The organism is Paenibacillus sp. FSL R5-0912 (assembly GCF_000758605.1).
Taxonomy (GTDB): Bacteria; Bacillota; Bacilli; order Paenibacillales; family Paenibacillaceae; genus Paenibacillus_AQ.
Window position 1 is genome coordinate 2415769 of the sequence record NZ_CP009282.1, and the last position, 19293, is coordinate 2435061.

Below are 19293 nucleotides of genomic sequence, written 5' to 3' on the forward strand. Positions count from 1 at the left end.
GCATTGTACTAACGGCGTAAAGCTAATCTACTCTACAATATGAATATTAGTTCATCAAGGAGGTTTTTGCAGAAGTGAGTATGGGAACCGTAAGAACCAAAGTCAAGTTTGATGAGAACTGGGGCTTTTATAAAGGGGAGCTCCAGATTCCTTATGCAGTCAAGGGTGGAATGACAGGCGGTATTACAGATACGGGTGCTCTCCGGGAGGGGGAGTGGCTGGATATTGCTTTTAATGATAAAGGAATGGGTGAGCAGCAGCTGGAATGGACCGCACTCAGCCTGCCGCATGACTGGTGTGTGGAGCAGCAGTATGTTCCGGATGAAATGCTTGGCGCAAGGGACGGCAGCCATGGTTATCTTCCGGGCGGTACAGGCTTCTACCGCAAAACCTTCGAGCTTCCTGCAGACGCTGCAGGCAGTAAATGGACGGTACGCTTTGACGGAGTATCGGGCACCAGCACGGTATGGGTTAACGGGCATCTGATCGGCTCGCATCACGGAGGATATATAGGGTTCAGTTACGATCTGTCGGATGTTCTCCGCTATGGCGGGGAGGGCAGTAATGTCATTCTGGTCAAAGTAGATGCTAGCGAATGTGAAGGCTGGTGGTATGAGGGCTGCGGCATTTACCGTCATGTCTGGCTGGAGAATACGGACCGCCTGCATGTAGCTGAGTATGGAACCTATATAACGACACCGGAAGTGGCCAAAGAGCAGGCCGTAGTCAACATCCGCACACGTCTCCGCAATGATTATCCTGAGGGCCTGCCGGTATCGCTGCGCACGGTGATTTATGATGCGGATGGAATACAGATCTGTGCGGATTCAGCGGATGCTTATGCGGACTGGCATGCTGAGACGGAGATTGAGCAGAGCTTTGAGGTGAATCAGCCTATGCTCTGGGGTACGGAATCGCCGTATTTATATAAGGCGGAATCGGCTGTTATATATGAAGGGAAAGAGATTGACCGGTATGAGACGCTGTTCGGCATCCGCAGCATACGCTTCGATGCGGAGGAAGGCTTCTTCCTGAACGGAGAACCGCTGCTCATCAAAGGGACATGCAACCATCAGGACTTCGCCGGGGTCGGCGTAGCGCTGCCGGACAGCCTGATCGAATACAAGCTTAGACTGCTGCAGGAGATGGGCTCCAACGCCTACCGCAGTGCCCACCATCCTCCAGCCCCCGAGCTGCTGGATATCTGTGACCGGATCGGCATGCTGGTAATGGATGAGAACCGCAAGCTCGACAGCAGCACGAATGGACTGAGCCAGTTGGAGCGGATGCTCCTCAGGGACCGGAATCATCCCTCAGTAATCATCTGGAACCTGGAGAATGAGGAGGTTCTTGAAGGTACCGTGACAGGTGCGCGGATACTGAAGACACTCGCGGACCGGACCCGCCGGATCGATCCGACCCGCCCGACCTCTGCGGCGATGAACCATGGCTGGAACGAGAATGGCTATAACGATGTGGTAGAGATTACTGGCTATAATTATGGACACCGGGAGACCCATAATATCGACATCCGTGACCACGGGTTATATCCTGAGCGGCTGATGATCGGCAGTGAATGTGCCAGTTATACGGCAACCCGGGGAATCTACGAAGATGATCCGGTCAAGGGCTACTGTTCCGAATACGGCACGAACATTCCTTCCTGGGGCTGCACTCCGCAGCAGGCGTGGAGTGATCTGGTGAATTACCGTTTTCTGACCGGCGTCTTCATGTGGACCGGATTCGATTACCGGGGGGAGCCGACCCCTTATCTGTGGCCGTGCATTAACTCGCATTTCGGGCTGATGGACACCTGCGGGTTCCCCAAAGACAGCTATTACTATATGCAGGCGGTGTGGAAGGACGAGCCGATGGTTCATGTGCTGCCGCACTGGAATTGGCCGGGCTCGGAGGGGAAGCCGGTTGAAGTGCGCGTATTCTCCAACACCGAGACGGTGGAGCTGAGTCTGAACGGCAGAAGTCTGGGCGAACAGCAGGCAGATAGAACCGGGTATTTATTGTGGGAGGTCATCTATGAGCCGGGTGAGTTAAAAGCTATCGGCAAACGCGGCGGCCTGGCCATTGCCGAGAAGGCTGTAGTCACAGCAGGCCAGCCGTACCAGATCGCGTTGTTCCCTGACCGGCTGGAGGGCCGGGCGGATGGCTGTGATACGATCCCGGTCCGCGTGGCTATTCTGGACAAGCAGGGTTATGTCGTTCCTGCGGCCGACAACGAGATCCGGTTTGAAGTGTCGGGAGCGGGAGGTCTGCTCGGCGTCGGCAACGGCAATCCAAGCAGCCATGAGCCGGACAAGTCTCCGCTGCGGCGTGCTTTTAACGGCTGGTGCCTGGCCTTGATTCAGGCGTCACCGGAAGCGGGCTCCATCCAGGTTCGGGCGGTGTCCACGGGACTGGCCTCTGCGGAAGTGGTGCTGCAGGTGACTGCGGAATAATCATAAGGCGAGAAGTGAACTTGTGGAGCGGCTATTTATTTCCGGCGGGTGGAACGATAATATATAAGATGAACCAATGAAGATAACAAAGCGAGAAGGAACGAAGGGGGATTCTGGAACTGTAGGAGCGGTAGCGACCGCCTTTGTCACCGGATTTCCACCGCGAACAGCGGTATAATTTGAGGAATCTGGAGACAACAGCGGCCGGAAGTCCAAATATTCACCGCAGTGACGACTGAGCCTTACGTAATTTCTTAGGTGCATTTTATATATAAATAACGAATTCCATGCAGAGGATGTCCCGCGAATGATGCCTAAACTGAAGAAATACATGCCCTTCACTTATAAAATGATGATTCCCTACCTGCTGCTGGTCCTGCTGACCGATGTGTTCATCGGCTACATTTCGTATTCCATGCTGACTGATTCCAGAACAGAAATGGCCGAGTCCAACATCAAGACGGGAATGGAGCAGGCAAGGAACAATATCCGCTATCAGATGGATGAAATTCAGCGGATGTCGGACAACCTGTTCGGCAGCCAGCCGTTTCAGCGGGCGCTTGAGCAGAAAGGGACACCGTTTGAGATCTATCTGACTATGATCGATGAGATTGTTCCCCAGATCACCGCACCGCTGCAGCTGTTCGGGAACAAGATCCGCTTCATGCTCTATACCCCGAACAGTGATCTTAATATTGTATCGGGCGATAATCTGGGTGAGCCGATCTATGACAGCGATTATTATATTCTGCCCTTTGAGGACATCACGGGCAGTGAATGGTACCTGTCGCTTAAGGATTCGAAGCGCGATAATTTGTGGCTGCAGATTGATACCGACCAGAAGCTGGGTAATCTCTCCCATGTCCGCAGGCTGGTCAACTTCAGTGATTACAAAACGGTGATCGGCTATATACGCATTACGGTCTCCCTGGAGGATCTGTTCGGCGGCTTCGATACCTTCCCTGTGGAAGAAGGGATTACCCTGCGGCTGGTTGAAGAGACTACGAATTCGATTCTGTTCCAGCGCGGAACCGCCAATTATGACGATGGCCGGCAGAACTTCCTCAGTCTGCATGAGCAGATCCCGGGCAGTAATTTCGTTATTGAGGCGCTCGTCCCGCAAAAGTATCTGACCCAGGATGCCGGCCGTCTGCGCAAAGTCATTATTGCAGTCTGCTCGCTCAGCTTCCTGGTTATGACCCTGATTGGGTACGTGGTGGCGCGTATTTCCGGGCGTAAGATGAGCCGGATTGTAGGCTTGGTCCGTTCCTTCCAGGAGGGGAACTTCCAGAAGCGGATCCGCTTCTCCGGCAATGATGAGTTTGTGCAGATCGCGGACTCCTTCAATGATATGGCCACCAATATTCAGGGGCTGATCAACAGCGTATATGTGCAGGGGATTCAGAAGAAGCAGGCGGAGCTGGAGGCGTTGCAGGCGCAGATTAATCCGCATTTTCTCTACAATACACTCTCGACGATAAGCAGCCTGGCCAATCTGGGCGAAATCGGCAAGGTCACGGAGATGGTCCAGGGCCTGTCGCGTTTCTACCGGCTGACGCTGAACCAGGGCAATGTGTACATTGCCCTGGAGAAGGAGCTGGAACAGGTGGCGACTTATCTGGAAATCCAGCGGGTCAAATATGCGGATGCCTTCACTCTGTATGTTGATGTGGACGAGGAGATTATGCAGATGCAGGTCATTAAGCTGCTGCTGCAGCCTTTTGTGGAGAATATATTCAAGCATGCCTGGTTTGGCGAGTCCATTGCCATCCGTCTGACAGGCCGGAGGGTCGGCAGCAGTATTGAGCTGAAGATTATCGACAATGGAATCGGCATGCGTCCGGATGTCGTTAAGAAAATGATGCAGGGCAAGGGACAGTCCGGCGGTTACGGGGTGAAGAACGTCAATGAGCGGATCAAGCTTAGATACGGTGACGCATACGGTGTGACGATTGCCAGCTTCTACGGAGGAGGGACAACCGTCCAGCTGCTTCTACCTGCCGGGGTTCAGGATCATGAGGACCTGTGAGGAATTTCGCTGACTGGTTAAGGGCAGAGCATCTTGTATAAACACAGGAGGAAATGATTGCGATGAGTATCAATGTATTGCTGGTTGACGATGAAGCTATCGATCTGGAGTGGCTGCGGCGAAGGGTGCTGGCAAGCCCGCTCGATATTGCAGTAATAGGAACGGCGAACAGCGGCTTTAACGCACTTAAGATCATGGAGCAGGAACGGGTCGATATTATCCTGTCAGACATACGGATGCCCATTATGACCGGAACGGAGTTTGCGCGCAGGGCTAAGGTCATCCATCCCAAGGTCAAAATCGTCTTCATCAGCGGCCATGAGGATTTCAGCTATGCGAAGGAAGCTATTGAGATCAATGCTTCCGGCTACTTGCTGAAGCCTGTTGAAGATAAGGATTTGTACGACATGCTGGACGCATTGTGCGGAGCTATGGAGAAGGAAAGGGAGCAGAACCGTTCCTTCAGCGAAGCGTTGTCCCTTGTGAACAAAGAGCTCATCCTGCGCTGGTTCGAAGAACCCTCGCCTGAACCCGCTGAGCCGCATCTGCGCAGTGCCCTTACCCCGCTTCTGGTGAAAGGGGCGGCGGCTGCACTTGTCGAGATCGATGATCTGGAATGGAAAATGCGTGATCTGTCCGAGGAGGATGCGCGCGTGAAGACGCGGCAAATGGCCGGGGTGATCAAATCCTTTGTGGAGGACGGGAAGCTTGGTACGCTGATTCCGGTTCATCATCACCGGTTTGTCATTCTTTGCAGCCTTCCGCAGGACAGCTTCATGAACATGCTGGACGAACTAATCCGCAAGATGGCAGAGTCCTCACCCTGTACGTTAACCGTTGGTGTCGGACGTTATGCCCAAGACGAAGCGGGACTCCACGAATCCTACCAGCAGGCACAAGCCGCGCTCAGCGCGAAGTGGCTGCTCGGGAAGAACCGGCTGATCCGGGATAATATGGAGTCTTCGCCGCGCGGGACACCGGGGGCCCGGATGGAACAGACTGTGGTGAAGCTGCTGGAGGCAATCATTCAATATGATCTGGTGGCCATCGACGACCAGCTGCTGGAGCTGTTCACGAGTGCAAGCAAGAAGGATGTCTATGAGCTGATTATCCGCATCACCTCCAAGCTGCATGCGGATCTGCAGCAGCAGAATGAGAATCTGTATGAGCTGCTGCAGTGGGAGTCGCATCAGCCGGATATTCTCTTCCAGTTCGAGACGATTCACGATATCCTGTCCTGGATGCGGCGCAGATTCTTCGAGCTGTCGGAGCTGCTGTATGTGAAGCGGCAGCGGCAGAAGCGTAAGCTGATCGATGATATTATGAATTATGTGGAGGAGAATCTGGAGAAGAAGATTACCCTGAAGGAGGTAGCCGCCCATTTTGACTTCACACCGAACTATTTAGGTTATCTGTTCAAGGAAGAGTACGGGCTTCCTTTCAGTGAATTCGTGAATGAGCGTAAGACGGGCCGGGTCTTCGAGCTGCTGGGCGATCCCACACTCAAAATCTATGAGATTGCCGAGCGCATGGGCTATAAGAACATTATCTATTTCAATCGGCAGTTTAAGCAGATCACAGGCATGACGCCGGGAGAGTACCGCAAGAAACAGAAAATATAGCCTGCCAAACGTTTCCAGTCCGGTTTTTATAACCGGGGGGAACGTTTTTTTGTTTTTGGGGAATGGTATATATTAACCGATCGTTGAAAAAGTATTACTTTTAGTTGCTGGGCTTAATCCACACGGGGAAAGCGCTTCTTTATAATAAAGCTATAGAGAAAAGGGATTGTTGGAAAGGGGATTCAAGATGAAACAGAAACAACATGGATTCTGGGATGATGTGAAGAAGTACAGATCCTTGCTCCTCATGCTTGTACCGGCGGTATTGTTCTTCCTGCTTTTTGCTTATATACCCATGTCAGGCATTATACTGGCCTTTAAGCAATACGACTACACGGGCGGGGTCTTCGGCAGCCCATGGAACGGATGGGACAACTTTAAATTCTTCTTCAATTCTGGTGACGCCTGGCGCGTAACACGAAACACGGCGCTGTACAATATTGCTTTTATCGTTGTGAATAATGTGGTTCAGATCTTTGCGGCGATCCTGCTGTTCGAGGTTGCCGGCAAATGGTTCCGGAAAATTACCCAAACGGTATTGTTCCTGCCTTACTTCATTTCCTGGGTTGTGGTTGGTGCCATTGCCTACAACCTGTTCAACTTCGACGTTGGTACCATCAACGTATTGCTTAAGGGACTCGGCATGCAGCCGGTGGACATCTATAATACCGCTGCCTACTGGCCGGTAATCCTGGTGGTCGTATCCGCGTGGAAGACGCTGGGCTATGGTACAATCATGTATCTGGCCGCGATCACCAGCATTGATACTGAGATGTACGAAGCGGCTGAGATTGACGGGGCGAATATTTTCCAGCGGATTATGAAGATTACGGTTCCGAACCTGATGCCTACTGTCATCATTCTGGTGCTGCTGGCTATCGGTAACGTCTTCCGCGGGGATTTCGGGATGTTCTACAATATGGTCGGCAACAACGGCCTGCTGTTCTCATCAACCGACGTCATCGACACCTTCGTGTTCCGCTCACTGACTACTTCCAATGAGATCGGAATGTCTGCTGCGGCCGGCTTCTATCAGTCCCTGCTTGGTTTCGTAACCATCATGCTGGCTAACTATGCCGTTCGTAAATACGATAAGGATCGTGCTCTATTCTAGGAAAAGGAGGTCAACTGAAATGAGTTCAACTACTGCAAACATGAAAACTCCGGAGGTTATCCGGAAGCGCGGCAATAAAGACAAGATGATACTGTCCATTATCGGCTACGTGACGCTTACTGTGCTCGCTATATTCTGTATCTTCCCTTTCATTCTGGTCGTGTCCTCCTCTTTGAGTGAGGAGAGCACGATTATCGAAAAAGGGTTCCAGATCTTCCCGTCCTCGTTCTCGACAGAGGCCTACAGCCTGCTGTTCAAGTATCCGGAGGAAATGCTTAGAGCTTACGGCATAACCATATCTGTAACCGCCATAGGTACATTATTCGGATTGTTCCTGACTTCGATGACGGCCTACGTGCTGTCCCGGAGAGATTTCAAATGGCGCGGCCGTTTCTCCTTCTTCTTCTTCTTCACGACACTGTTCAGCGGCGGTCTGGTCCCCTGGTACCTGATGATTGTCAACTATCTGCATCTTAAAGATACATTGCTGGTGCTGATCCTGCCTTTGCTGATGAACGTGTTCTATATTATCGTCATGAAATCGTTCATGAGCAGCATCCCGGATGCCATTACAGAATCCGCCAAGATTGACGGCGCAGGAGATTTCCGGATTTTCATGCAGCTGATTGTGCCTTTGTCCAAGCCTGCCCTGGCTACCATTGGCCTGTTCATTGCTCTGGCCTACTGGAATGACTGGTACAACGCACTCTTGTTCATCTCCAAATCAGAGCTGATGCCGCTGCAGTATTATCTCTACAAAATGCTCGGAAATATGGATGGCATGCGCAAGGCGATGATGGCCTCCGGCGCAGTTGTGAATACGGATCTGCCTACGGAGAGTCTGAAGATGGCCATGACCATTGTGGCGACAGGACCGATCCTGCTTGCTTATCCGTTCATCCAGAAATATTTTGTAACCGGACTTACAATTGGAGCAGTCAAAGGATGAACACAGGGCAACCTGGTTATCAATATAAACCCAATACTATTTTGATTTAGGGGGAACATCGGTCATGATGAAAAATAAGACAAAAAAGCTTACAGTTACGCTGGCAACAATGATGGCGCTGGGTACCATTCTCAGTGCATGCGGCGGCAATAACAACGCCAATACAGGTGCAGAGGCTACGAAAGCTCCGGCAACGGCTACAGAAGGGGCAGCTACGAATACCGGCGCTCCGGACACATCCAAAGAAGTGAAGCTGAAGATGCTGCTGATCGGCGGCCAGCCGGGGGACTACGACAAGGTGTTCGGAGAGCTGAACACGAAATTGAAAGAAAAAATCAATGCTACCGTGGAGACTGAATTCCTCGACTGGTCGGATTGGACACAGAAGTACCCGCTGAAATTTGCGGCTAATGAAGATTTTGACCTTGTGTATACTGCCAACTGGGCACTCTATAACGATCAGGCGCTCAAAGGCGGTTTCCTGGAGCTGACGGATGATCTGCTGTCGACTTACATGCCGCAGACTTGGGAAGCGATGCCTAAAGTCAACTGGGAGCAAGCCAAAGTGGACGGCAAGCTCTACATGGTTCCTAACAACAACGTTGAGGTTACCGACAAAGTAGTTCTGTACCGTGAGGATCTGCGCAAGAAATACAATCTTCCTGAAATCAACAGCCTTGAATCCTATGCCAATTACCTGAAAACAGTTGCAAAAGAAGAAACTGGAATTGCCGCATACGGTGCCAAACCTGCCGACGGCTGGAAATGGCATGAGCTTGACCAGGCTACGCTGGAGCAGAACAATGACTGGAACCTGGTAGACGCTAACCTGCTGCCGCTGGCTTATAAGCTGGATGATGCAACCGGCAAAGTTTTCAACATCTACGACACACCTGAATTCAGAGAACTGCTTACCTACTACAAGGATCTTGCAGACAATGGCGTATGGTCCAAAAACGTAGTCAGCAACAAAAATGACGTATGGCAGGATATCAAAGCTGAAAAAGTTTCCTCCTACGCTCAGAACCTGGGTACTGTAGCAGCGAATGTATCTGAAATGCGCCGTGACAAACCGGATGTGGAGCTGGCGATTGCTGACCTTACTCCTGGCAAGAAGAAAATTGCAGCCATTTCGACCCAGAATGGGATGGCGATCCATGCTACTTCCAAGAACGTAGAACGCTCTCTGATGCTGATCGATCTTCTGCAGAATGACAAGGAAATTCATGATTTGACGATGTACGGTATTGCCGGAACTAACTATATTCCTGATGGCGACAAGAAATACACTGCAGGACCAGCAGCTGCCAACTACACGGGCTTCTCGAACTGGGGCTGGAACTCCCCGCTGAACCGTCAAGATTCGGCGTATCCGGTAGAAGCGGACAACATGTTCAACAGCTGGCAGTCCAGCATCTATCACTTCCCGCTTGAAACCTTTGTCTTCGACTCCACACCAGTGAAGAACGAAGTAGCCAACATCGGCAACGTGATGCTGCGTTATGCCATTCCGCTGGAATATGGCTTGATTGATGATCTGGATAAAGGTCAGGCAGATCTGATCAAACAGCTGAAATCTGCTGGTATTGACAAGGTGCAGACAGAGCTGCAGAGCCAGATTGACGCTTTCCTGGCAGCACAGAAATAATAACAAAATAAAGGTGAAGCTAATGTAACGGCTTCCGGGCCACTCCAGAGCATAGCTTTGGGGTGGTTTTTTTTATAGACATTAACGAAGAAAACAAGCAAATTGCAGAGGAGCCGATCACATGAAGCATACGATACAAGCCCATATTGCCCCGAAGGAAATCTATCCGTCGACCCTGCGACTCGGGGGAAGCAACCCGGAGGGTGACCAGATCAGCTTCACCAATTACTACATGGAGCTGAACGGCAAGCCTTATTTCGCTATCTGTGGCGAGTTCCACTATTCGCGGTATCCGGAAGCGGACTGGGAGACAGAACTCCGGCAGATGAAGATGTCAGGAATCAATGTGATCGCCACCTATATCTTCTGGAATCATCATGAAGAAATAGAAGGGGAATTCGATTGGAGCGGCAACCGCAATCTCCGGAAGTTTGTGGAGCTGTGCCGCGATAACGGGCTCTATGTTATCCTGCGTGTCGGTCCGTTCTGTCATGGCGAGGTCCGTAACGGGGGACTCCCGGACTGGCTGTTCGGGCGGGAATTCGATGTCCGCTCCAATGATGAAGGGTACCTGAGTTATGTAAGACGATTGTTTGCAGAGATTGGCCGGGAGGCTGATGCGCTGATGTACAAGGATGGCGGGCCGGTGATCGGGATTCAGCTGGAGAATGAATTCAATGCTGCCGCTGCGCTCTGGGAACAGACGGCGAAGCAGGGGGACGAATATCTTAGCGGCGGAATAGGCGGCGAGGAAGGTGCAGCACATATGCGCCTGCTCAAGGAGTATGCGGTGGATTCCGGCCTGATTGCCCCGATTTATACCAGCACCGGCTGGGGCGAGGCGCCGTTCCTGGAAGATGAAGTCCTGCCGCTGTATGGCGGATATGCCTATACCCCGTGGAGCATCAGTGACCCGGGTCAAACCCAGACACCGACACCTGAATATGTATTCGTGAATTTCCATGATGATCAGGCCCAGGGAGGAGAGTTCAATCCGCCGTATCCCCGGACGAAGTATCCGTTTGCCTGCTGTGAGATGGGCGGCGGCATGCAGACCTGGTATCTGTCCCGGTTCCAGGTAGAACCGGAAAGTGTACTGGCCATGACCCTGATGAAGCTTGCCGGCGGCTGCAACTTTATCGGTTATTATATGTTCCATGGCGGCACGAATCCGGTGGGCAGAACAGGTTACCTGAACGAGAGCACAACGCCTAAGCTGACGTACGATTTTCAGGCACCGATTGGCGAGTTCGGACAGATCCGTGAGTCTAACGGCTTGCTGCGCCCGCTGCATTATTTCCTCCGCCAATTCGCAGACCGGCTTGCCCCTATGGCAACCGTGCTTCCGGAAGGTGCAGAGGCGGTTACTCCTGATGATGCGCATACGCTTCGTTATGCCGTCCGCACGGATGGCAGTTCCGGGTTCTTATTCGTAAATAATTATCAGGATCATGTAGAGATGGATGAGCATAAGGGTGTTGTATTTGAAGTTAAGCTTGGGGAGGAGGTCCTCTGCTTCCCGCAGCGGAGTTCGCTGACCGTCAAGCCCAAGGCTTCATTCCTGCTGCCGTTTAACTTTGCACTGGACGGACTGAACCTGAAATATGCAACGGCCCAGCCGGTCACCGCTGTGGAATCTGCTGAAGCCATCACCTATTTCTTCGCGATGCCGGAGGGTATGGATGGTGAGTTCCTGCTGGATGCGCAGGACGGTATTCTCAGTGTATCAACCGATGCCGGAACGATTGAGGGGAACGGCAGCAGCTACAACGTGCTCATTCCCCATCAAGTGTCCTCAATGATCGTAATTAAACGCGACGGAGCCCGGGAAGTCCGGATTTACGCGATGAGTGCCAAGGATGCTGCAAAGCTGTGGGAGCTGGAGGACGGCGGTCAGAGCCGGATTGTGTTCTCGGAGGTTCCGCTTGTTCAGACCCGGGAGGGTATTGAATTCCTTAGTAGCGGGCAGAATGCCTTCAAGTTCCGTGAATATGCCGGTGGAGCAGTGGCACCAGCCACGCAGTGGAGTACGGTGCAGGCTGAAGCAGCTGTCAGCAGACGGACGGAAGGCTGGTTCCAGATCTGTGATGTAGAGGTTCCGCAGAAAGAGATCGCACTCACCACGCGGCGTCTTCACGACCATAAGCTCGCGCTTCAGCTGCCTGAGGATGTTCTTCAAGGAGCTGAAGAAGTGCTGCTGAGCATTGATTACACAGGCAATGTGGGCTATGCCTTCGCCGGCGGGCAGCTATTCCATGATCATTTCTATAATGGCCTTCCCTGGGAGATCGGCCTGTCACGTTTCCGCGATGTCCTTCGCAGAGGTGAGATCATCCTCGAAACTACGCCGCTCCGCACGGGTGCTGTAACTGTGGCCGCCGATGCAGCCATGGCGGTGGAAAAGATATTCGAGGGTGAAGCGACCGCTATGTTCCACAGCGTAACGGCTACGCCGGTGTACCGGGTTGCGCTTAAGCTGCAGGAGTTGGCGGATGGGGAGAACTAAGGGGTAAGGCCAAGATTGATATACGATATAGAGAAAATGTGGATAAGAGCAGGACAGAGAAGTGAACGGTGAAGTATTGTGCAACAGAGAGTAATGCTGGACGGAGTAAGGAAGGTTGAGGAGCAGAAAGAGCGGTTGGTTGTAGACTGTATATGAGGTGGATTAGCAAAGGCATGTAAAGTAGCAGGAATATCCGGCTGATTGTCTGGAGTGGACGAAGCATGTGGACGGCGGTAAAAGATTTATGAGTAACTTACGAACTATGGCTTCTATTGGGAAGCAACGATAGGCCTCACCATTCTTTTATATGTCCTTACTTGGAAGGCAAACGATGGGAGTTGTTGAAAGGGGAGGGAGTGGCGGAGGTCATGCGGACTGTAGGGACGTTATTATACTCAAAAAGCTGCATTCTCCGTCCATGCGGACAGAGAAGCCGATAAGCTCCTGATTTCCCGCCGTTTCGGAGCCGAAACAGCAGGATAAGTGCATCTGAGCCACAACAAAAAAAGAGGCCATTATTGGCGAAATAAAGTAAAGTAATCTGAGAGACTATAATAAAGTCCGCTACGCCTTGCTGGCGGGCGGGCTTTTATTCTGTATAGGGAATTATGATAATCGTCTGTTGTGGATAAGATTCTCTGGAATTTGGAGCAGCACCGTTTGAAGGACGAGTGTGTGCCTGATCAGGCACACAAGTTGGCAGCATGGGCAAATCAAAGGGATAAATCCCTCTGATTTCTTTGAGTGCGGGCCAAAGGAGCAAATGAGGGGCACTAGTGCCCTTGAATTCCCAGAATGAGAGCCAAAGGAGCAAATGAGGGGCACTAGTGCCCTTGAATTCCACGAATGAGAGCCAAAGGAGCAAATGAGGGGCACTAGTGCCCTTGAATTCCCAGAATGAGAGCCAAAGGAGCAAATGAGGGGCACTAGTGCCCTTGAATTCCCAGAATGAGAGCCAAAGGAGCAAATGAGGGGCATTAGTGCCCTTGAATTCCCAGAATGAGAGCCAAAGGAGCAAATGAGGGGCATTAGTGCCCTTAAATTTACATAAGCTGCACAGGCCAGATAAGCCGCATAAGCTCAGCTCGATTCACCCATTAGAGTGACTTTTGTGTTTAAGATTTGCAGAACCTTTTCCAGCTTAACCAGCGGAGAGGACGGAACGATTGTGTACAAGCGGGAGCGGCCGCCTGAAAGCTTTCCGCAGGAAAGCCCACTTCGGAAGCAGTAGCGGTCTCCGGATTTTCACCACTAAGAAGAATAAATAAAATTTGGACACAAGAGCAATGGGAACAACGGACCGTTCACGCAGCGTCCTCATAAAACGCATATGTAGATCCTGCACAACACCAAAAGGCACGGCCCAAGCGATAGTCCGCTTAGCCGTGCCTTATTTGTCTCCGGCGAGGGGGAGGAGCATGACTAGAGATCAGCCCTTAACAGCCCCGGCAACTACGCCTTTGACGATGTATTTTTGCAGGAAGATGAAGACAACGATGGATGGCAATACGGCCATTACCATGGCGGTCATGGCATACTGCCAGTCCGAGGTATATTGACCGACGAAGGTGTAAGCGGCCAGCGTTAATGTCTTCGTATCCGGCGAGCCGTTAACCATCAGCAGCGGGAGCAGGAAGTCATTCCAGATCCACATGACGTCGATGATGACGATGGTGGTGGTTACCGATTTCAGCAGCGGGAAGATCACACTGAAGAACAGGCGGAAGCCGGATGCGCCGTCGATGGTCGCACTCTCATCGATCTCAGTCGGGATTCCCTTCACGAAGCCGTGGTAGATGAATACCGCAAGCGGTGCGCCGAAGCCCCAGTACAGCAGGCCTAATCCCCAGGTACTCTCTGACAAGTTCAGGTTCTTGGCGGTCTGCAGTACAGTCAGCATGATCGACTGGAACGGTATCAGCATCGGCATAATGCATAGGAAGTACAGGACGCCGCTCCATCTGGACTTGGTCCGTGCCAGCTTATAGGCGGCGATGGAGGAGATGAACACGATGCCGAGCAGGCCGACGCCGGTAATCACGAAGTTGTTCAGGAACAGCCGCGGATAGTTGATGAATTTCCAGACATAAGAGTAGTTGCTGAAGGTCAGATGCTTCGGCAGCGCGATAACGTCGGTCATGACCTCGCTGAAGCTTTTTAACGAGTTAATAATCGTCAGGAACAGCGGATACAGGAACAGCAGAGACAATATGACCAAAACAACTTCCAGTATGATCTTGCCTGCCTTGTTGTTGTTTGTTTTCATTATGCCTCAACCTCTCTCCGTTTGAAGACTGTCAGCTGGATGATCGTCACGACAAGTACTGCCAGGAACAGGATAAGCGCTTTGGCCGTACCGTAGCCGTACAGGTTGTTCTGGAACGTATCCCGGTAAATATCATAAGCGATACTGTAGGTAGTTCCGCCAGGGCCGCCGCCGGTCAGCGACAGAATGACGTCGAATACCTTGATCGAGTTGGTCAGCGCCATGAAGACTGATATCGTAATCGATGGGGCAAGCAGCGGCAGCGTAATGCTAAAGAATCTTCTCATCGGACCTGCGCCGTCTACAGTAGCAGCCTCCTTAAGATCTTCCGGCACAGACTGCAGTCCGGCAATGTAGATGACGAGATAGAAACCGATCGACTGCCAGATAGATACACCTAAGATGGAGATGAACGCTAGTCCCGGTGTCCCGAGCCAGCTTAAGTCGAAGATGGCCCAGCCGGTGCTCTCACCCAGTGAGTTGAAGCCCTGCATGAAGATGAATTTCCAGATGAAGCCGACAATCACAAGACTGAGGATATAAGGGATAAAGAATGCCGCTCTCAGCCAGGAGGTGCTCTTCAGCTTCATGTCCAGCAGCACGGCCAGCAGGATTGCCAGCACGTTGACGATCACAATGTAAAGGATTGCATATTTAATCGTGAACCAGGCCGCGTCGGAAAAGTTGGTATCGCCCGAGAAGATCTGTTTGAAGTTGTCCAGACCGACGAATTTGGGATGCTTGGAAATCCCGTTCCACTTGGTCATCGAATAGCGGATGGTCATGGCAAAGGGAATGTAGAATGCGACAGCGATACAGATCAGAACCGGGAGCGTAAAGATTCCGAATTCGAATTTCTCGCGCCATCTTCTGCCGAGTGTTTTTAACATGGATGCACCTCTTCTTGAGTTATAGGGTGGGAGTATTGTGCCTGGCTTGCCACACATAACCATTCCGGTTAGTCTATATTGTGTATTATAGATCAGACCCCTATACTCAAAAATGGATTTAAGAGTACAGTTAGGGGTAAAAAGGTGAACTGAGTCCGGATGACAAAAAGAGTCTGAGACCGGGCCCTGATACTGGCAGCGGGGAGACGGAGAACATGATTAGAAGAGCGCTGTACAAGCTGCTCGAGCCTTTGCTGGAGCGCATTTCCCGCAGGCTGGCCAACAAGCTGATTCTATTGTTCACCATTATCATCATTCTGGTGGTAAGCTCATTGACGTACATTTCCTATGGAATGCTGCGCAAGGAATCGGTCAACAACAGCATTGCGAGCACCAGCAACAATCTGCTGCTGGTCGGACGTAATCTGGAGAGTTACTTAAGCGGAATTGAACAATTGTCCCTGCCGCAGATCTCATATGATGAGTTCGCTTATGCCATCGTGCATGAATCAGAGGACTATGGCTCCAAGATGTATGTGGAGGATTATCTGAAGAATCTGTATTTCTCCCGCAATGACCTGGAAGCGGTCTACCTGTATGTGATCAAGGAGCACAAGTATTATTATGTCACCAAGGAGAACTATAATATTACCGTCCGGGTGACCGAACATCCGCCGATTGAGAATCTGTCCTGGTATAAGCGGGCACTGGCGAGTCCGTTCAACCGTTCTTATCAGTCTTTTGTGGAAGGAGCCCCGGCTGCGGAGAGCAGTGTGGATTATCCTGTTAGCAAGGACAAGGTCTTCATGGGCTATCATCGGCTGCTGCGTTCCATAGTATCTAGGGAGCCGCAGGCCGTACTGTCCCTGTATCTTAACTCGTCGGTGACCGATGAGATTATGAAGGATATTCCGTTCAGCACCGGAGAGCATCTAATGTATATCAGCCCGGATAATGAACCTTTTATGGTGGACGATAAGGAATTCTATCAGGGGAGCAGGAAGGCGGGGCTGCTGGACCAATTGACACCGGAGAAGAACGGGCGTGTGACGTGGTCGGATGAAGAACAGAAGTACCTGGTGATCTACGACATCAGTCAAAAAGAAGGCTGGAAGCTCGTTAAGCCGATTCCGTATACAGAAATCTATGCCGCTGCGACAACGACCCGCAAGCTGAGTGTATTCATCGGCCTGCTGTTCCTGGTATTGTCCGTGGTGCTGGTCAGTGTCACTTCGAACAGAATTACGCACCCGCTGAAGAATCTGTCGCTGCAGATGAAGCGGTTCAGTACGGGGAGCTTCGATGCTGAGGCAACGGTGGAGGGTAAGGATGAGATCGCCTATCTGTCACGCCATTTCAATAAGATGGTCGAGAAGACCAATGAACTGATTAATGAACGCTATAAAATGAAAATCGTTGAAAAAAACGCCGTCCTCAAAGCCCTGGAGGCCGAGATTAATCCGCATTTTCTGTACAATGCGCTGCAGGCCATCTCCACCAAGGCGCTGAAGAACAACAATGATGATATCGTCGAGATGGTCGACAATCTGGCCATGACGCTGAGATACTGCATCAGCGGACGGGATGTTGTGCAGGCCCGGGAAGAGCTGCGGCATATTGAGCGTTATCTGGCCCTGCAGAAAGCGCGGTTCGGCAGCCGGATGCAGGTCGTGTACGACTGGGATGAAAGCCTGATGGAGCTGAGGATTCCCAAGCTGTCGATTCAGACGCTGGTAGAGAACTGCATCAAGCATGCGCTGGAAAAGGTATCCACTACGGTTACCATCCGAATCGAGGCGCATGTTACCGCTGAGCGCAGTATCATTTCCGTGCTGGATGACGGGCCGGGCATTCGTGAGGAGCGGCTGGAGCAGGTGATGAGCTCTCTGCAGATCCAGTGGGAGGACCGCGATTCGGATGGGGAGGAAGAGGAAGGCAATGAGAGCATTGGCCTGAAGAACCTTAATACCCGGCTGAAGCTTCTATATGGAGAAGAGGCGGGACTAGTGATTCTAAGTAATGATCAGGGAACTCAAATGGATATGCGGCTGCCGCGGGGAGGAGTAGGACAACATGTATAAAGTGCTGATTATAGACGATGAGGAGCCTTTGCGCGAAGCGATCAATATTCTGGGAGACTGGAAGGGACTGGGTGTCGGACAGGTTCTGGAGGCGACAAATGGCCAGGCGGGGCTTGCGATGCTGCGCCGGGAGAAATTCGATCTGGTGCTGGTGGATATGAAAATGCCGGAGCTGAGCGGCTCCCAGCTGCTGCAGATCGCCGAGGAGGAGTTCCCGGACCTGCTGCTGATTGTGATCAGCGGCTACAATGATTTCGAATATACGCGCCAGGCGATCCGCTCCAAGGTGGTGGATTATCTCCTTAAGCCGGTTAACCGGACTGATCTTAACCATGCGCTGCGCAAGGCGGTGGACATACTCGAAGCGAAGCGGAAGCGGGAGAGTGAGTTCATCAACCGCAATATTACATTGAATATGTCTTTGCCGAAGCTGAAGGAGAAGATGTATTTGTCCATTATAGACCGCAGCTTCAAAACGCAGTCCAATGAAGCCTTCCTGCCGCTGATCGGTGCGGACGGGGCGGCCAGCCATTTCGCTGTAGGTATCCTGAGGATGCTTAATCTGGAGCAGGTGCGCAAAGAAAGATTCCATGAGGACCGGGATTTGCTGCATTTTGCCGTAACTAATGTAATGAATGAGAACAGTGACGGACAGTTTGAGTCGTTCAGCTTTGCCAGCCCCAAGGGGGAGCGGGAGTTTATCGCTATCTTTACGATGAAGGGCGGATACGGGGCGGACGCCGCCTTTCTGTCTCTGCATCATATGAAGAAGGCCGCAGCTACGCTGAAGGAGCTGTTCGGCATCGTCTGTGCCGGCGGAACAGGTGATCCCTACAGCGATCTCCTGAGTATTGCCGGTTCTTATGAGCAGGCCAAAGAGGCACTCGACCGGATTGACCTGCTGGGCATGAAGGGCAGCATGATCCTGCAGAGCGGCGGCAGCAGGATGGAGAAGCCGGCGTCCAGGGACAATCCTTCACTGACCGGACGGATGCCGCAGATCCGCAGCAGCCTGGAGAGCGGGAACGTGAACCATGCGCGTAATATTTTTAGCGAGTTCGTCTCCAAATGGAAGGATGCGGAGCATTTCACACTCGGTGAAGCGGACAGAACCCTGCAGGAATTCATTATTCTGCTTAATGAGATTGCTGCACAGCTGGATGCAGTGCCGCCGCAAATCCGCAGCAGCAAGGATAAGGGGCTGCACGCTCTGGGCATCCGCAGCGATTTTGCCTCCTTTGAACAATTTGAAGGTGTGCTGAACCGGATATTCGAGATGTATGCCGGGGAGATCAGCCGGACGTTATCCGGAGACCGCAGCAGCGTGCTGGAAAATATTAAAGCATACATTGATAACCATTATTTTGAGGATATTAAGATATCGATGTTCACGGATAAATATTTCCTGAGCAGAGAATACTTGATGAAGCTGTTCAAGGGGCAGTACGGATACGGCATTCATGAGTATGTGCAAAAGGTAAGAATGGACAAAGCCAAAGCACTGCTGTCTGATCCCGGCCTCAAAATTCAGGATATTTCCGAAATGCTGGGGTACAAGGATAAGAACTATTTCAGCAAGGCGTTCCGTAATTACTATGATTGTTCACCTTCTGAATTCCGGCTGCAGCTGCTGGGGTAGAAAAGTGAAACGGTTACATGAACACACTTTTTTACCCTCATAAGTTCACTTATGTACATTCTTATCCTTTTTCTTTTTATTTAGAATGATGAGCAA

Annotated in this window: 11 protein-coding genes; 9 read left to right on the forward strand and 2 right to left on the reverse strand. The window is 51.6% G+C overall.

Going from position 1 to position 19293, the window contains the following annotated elements; genetic code table 11:
* The first annotated feature begins 80 nt into the window (after positions 1-80).
* From galA to R50912_RS10165, 7 genes are all read left to right on the forward strand, one after another.
* A complete protein-coding gene (gene galA, locus R50912_RS10135; RefSeq protein ID WP_042234512.1) occupies positions 81-2453 on the forward strand; it encodes a beta-galactosidase GalA in 2373 nt (790 codons plus the stop codon).
* A gap of 307 nt (positions 2454-2760) precedes the next feature.
* Positions 2761-4482: a sensor histidine kinase gene (locus tag R50912_RS10140; RefSeq protein ID WP_042234516.1), complete on the forward strand. Its 1722-nt coding sequence runs from the start codon at positions 2761-2763 to the stop codon at positions 4480-4482.
* A gap of 62 nt (positions 4483-4544) precedes the next feature.
* On the forward strand, positions 4545-6104 hold the full coding sequence (locus R50912_RS10145) for a response regulator (RefSeq protein WP_042234519.1): 1560 nt from the start codon (positions 4545-4547) through the stop codon (positions 6102-6104).
* 187 nt (positions 6105-6291) lie between these two features.
* Positions 6292-7218, forward strand: a complete 927-nt coding sequence (locus R50912_RS10150; protein WP_042135342.1) for an ABC transporter permease — start codon at positions 6292-6294, stop codon at positions 7216-7218.
* A gap of 85 nt (positions 7219-7303) precedes the next feature.
* A complete protein-coding gene (locus tag R50912_RS10155) occupies positions 7304-8167 on the forward strand; it encodes a carbohydrate ABC transporter permease (protein WP_442950514.1) in 864 nt (287 codons plus the stop codon).
* 67 nt (positions 8168-8234) lie between these two features.
* Positions 8235-9815, forward strand: a complete 1581-nt coding sequence (locus R50912_RS10160; protein ID WP_042242044.1) for an ABC transporter substrate-binding protein — start codon at positions 8235-8237, stop codon at positions 9813-9815.
* Positions 9816-9936: 121 nt separating this feature from the next.
* Entirely contained in the window at positions 9937-12321 is a 2385-nt protein-coding gene (locus tag R50912_RS10165) for a beta-galactosidase (protein WP_042234521.1), read from the forward strand.
* 1429 nt (positions 12322-13750) lie between these two features.
* Here the strand turns inward: R50912_RS10165 and R50912_RS10170 are convergent.
* Both R50912_RS10170 and R50912_RS10175 read right to left on the reverse strand, forming a co-directional pair.
* Positions 13751-14587: a carbohydrate ABC transporter permease gene (locus R50912_RS10170; RefSeq protein ID WP_042234524.1), complete on the reverse strand. Its 837-nt coding sequence runs from the start codon at positions 14585-14587 to the stop codon at positions 13751-13753.
* Positions 14587-15477, reverse strand: a complete 891-nt coding sequence (locus R50912_RS10175) for a carbohydrate ABC transporter permease (protein ID WP_042234526.1) — start codon at positions 15475-15477, stop codon at positions 14587-14589. Before R50912_RS10175 ends, R50912_RS10170 begins: the two co-directional genes overlap by 1 nt.
* Before the next feature lie 215 nt (positions 15478-15692).
* On the opposite strand from R50912_RS10175, the gene R50912_RS10180 reads away from it, so the two are divergent.
* Together R50912_RS10180 and R50912_RS10185 are read left to right on the forward strand one after the other, a co-directional pair.
* Positions 15693-17558 carry a sensor histidine kinase gene (locus R50912_RS10180; RefSeq protein WP_042234529.1) on the forward strand — a complete coding sequence of 622 codons (1866 nt, stop codon included), beginning with the start codon at positions 15693-15695 and terminating at the stop codon, positions 17556-17558.
* The gene (locus R50912_RS10185) at positions 17551-19197 is read left to right on the forward strand and encodes a response regulator transcription factor (RefSeq protein ID WP_042234532.1); all 1647 of its coding nucleotides are present in this window, start codon (positions 17551-17553) and stop codon (positions 19195-19197) included. Before R50912_RS10180 ends, R50912_RS10185 begins: the two co-directional genes overlap by 8 nt.
* The last annotated feature ends 96 nt before the right edge of the window (positions 19198-19293 follow it).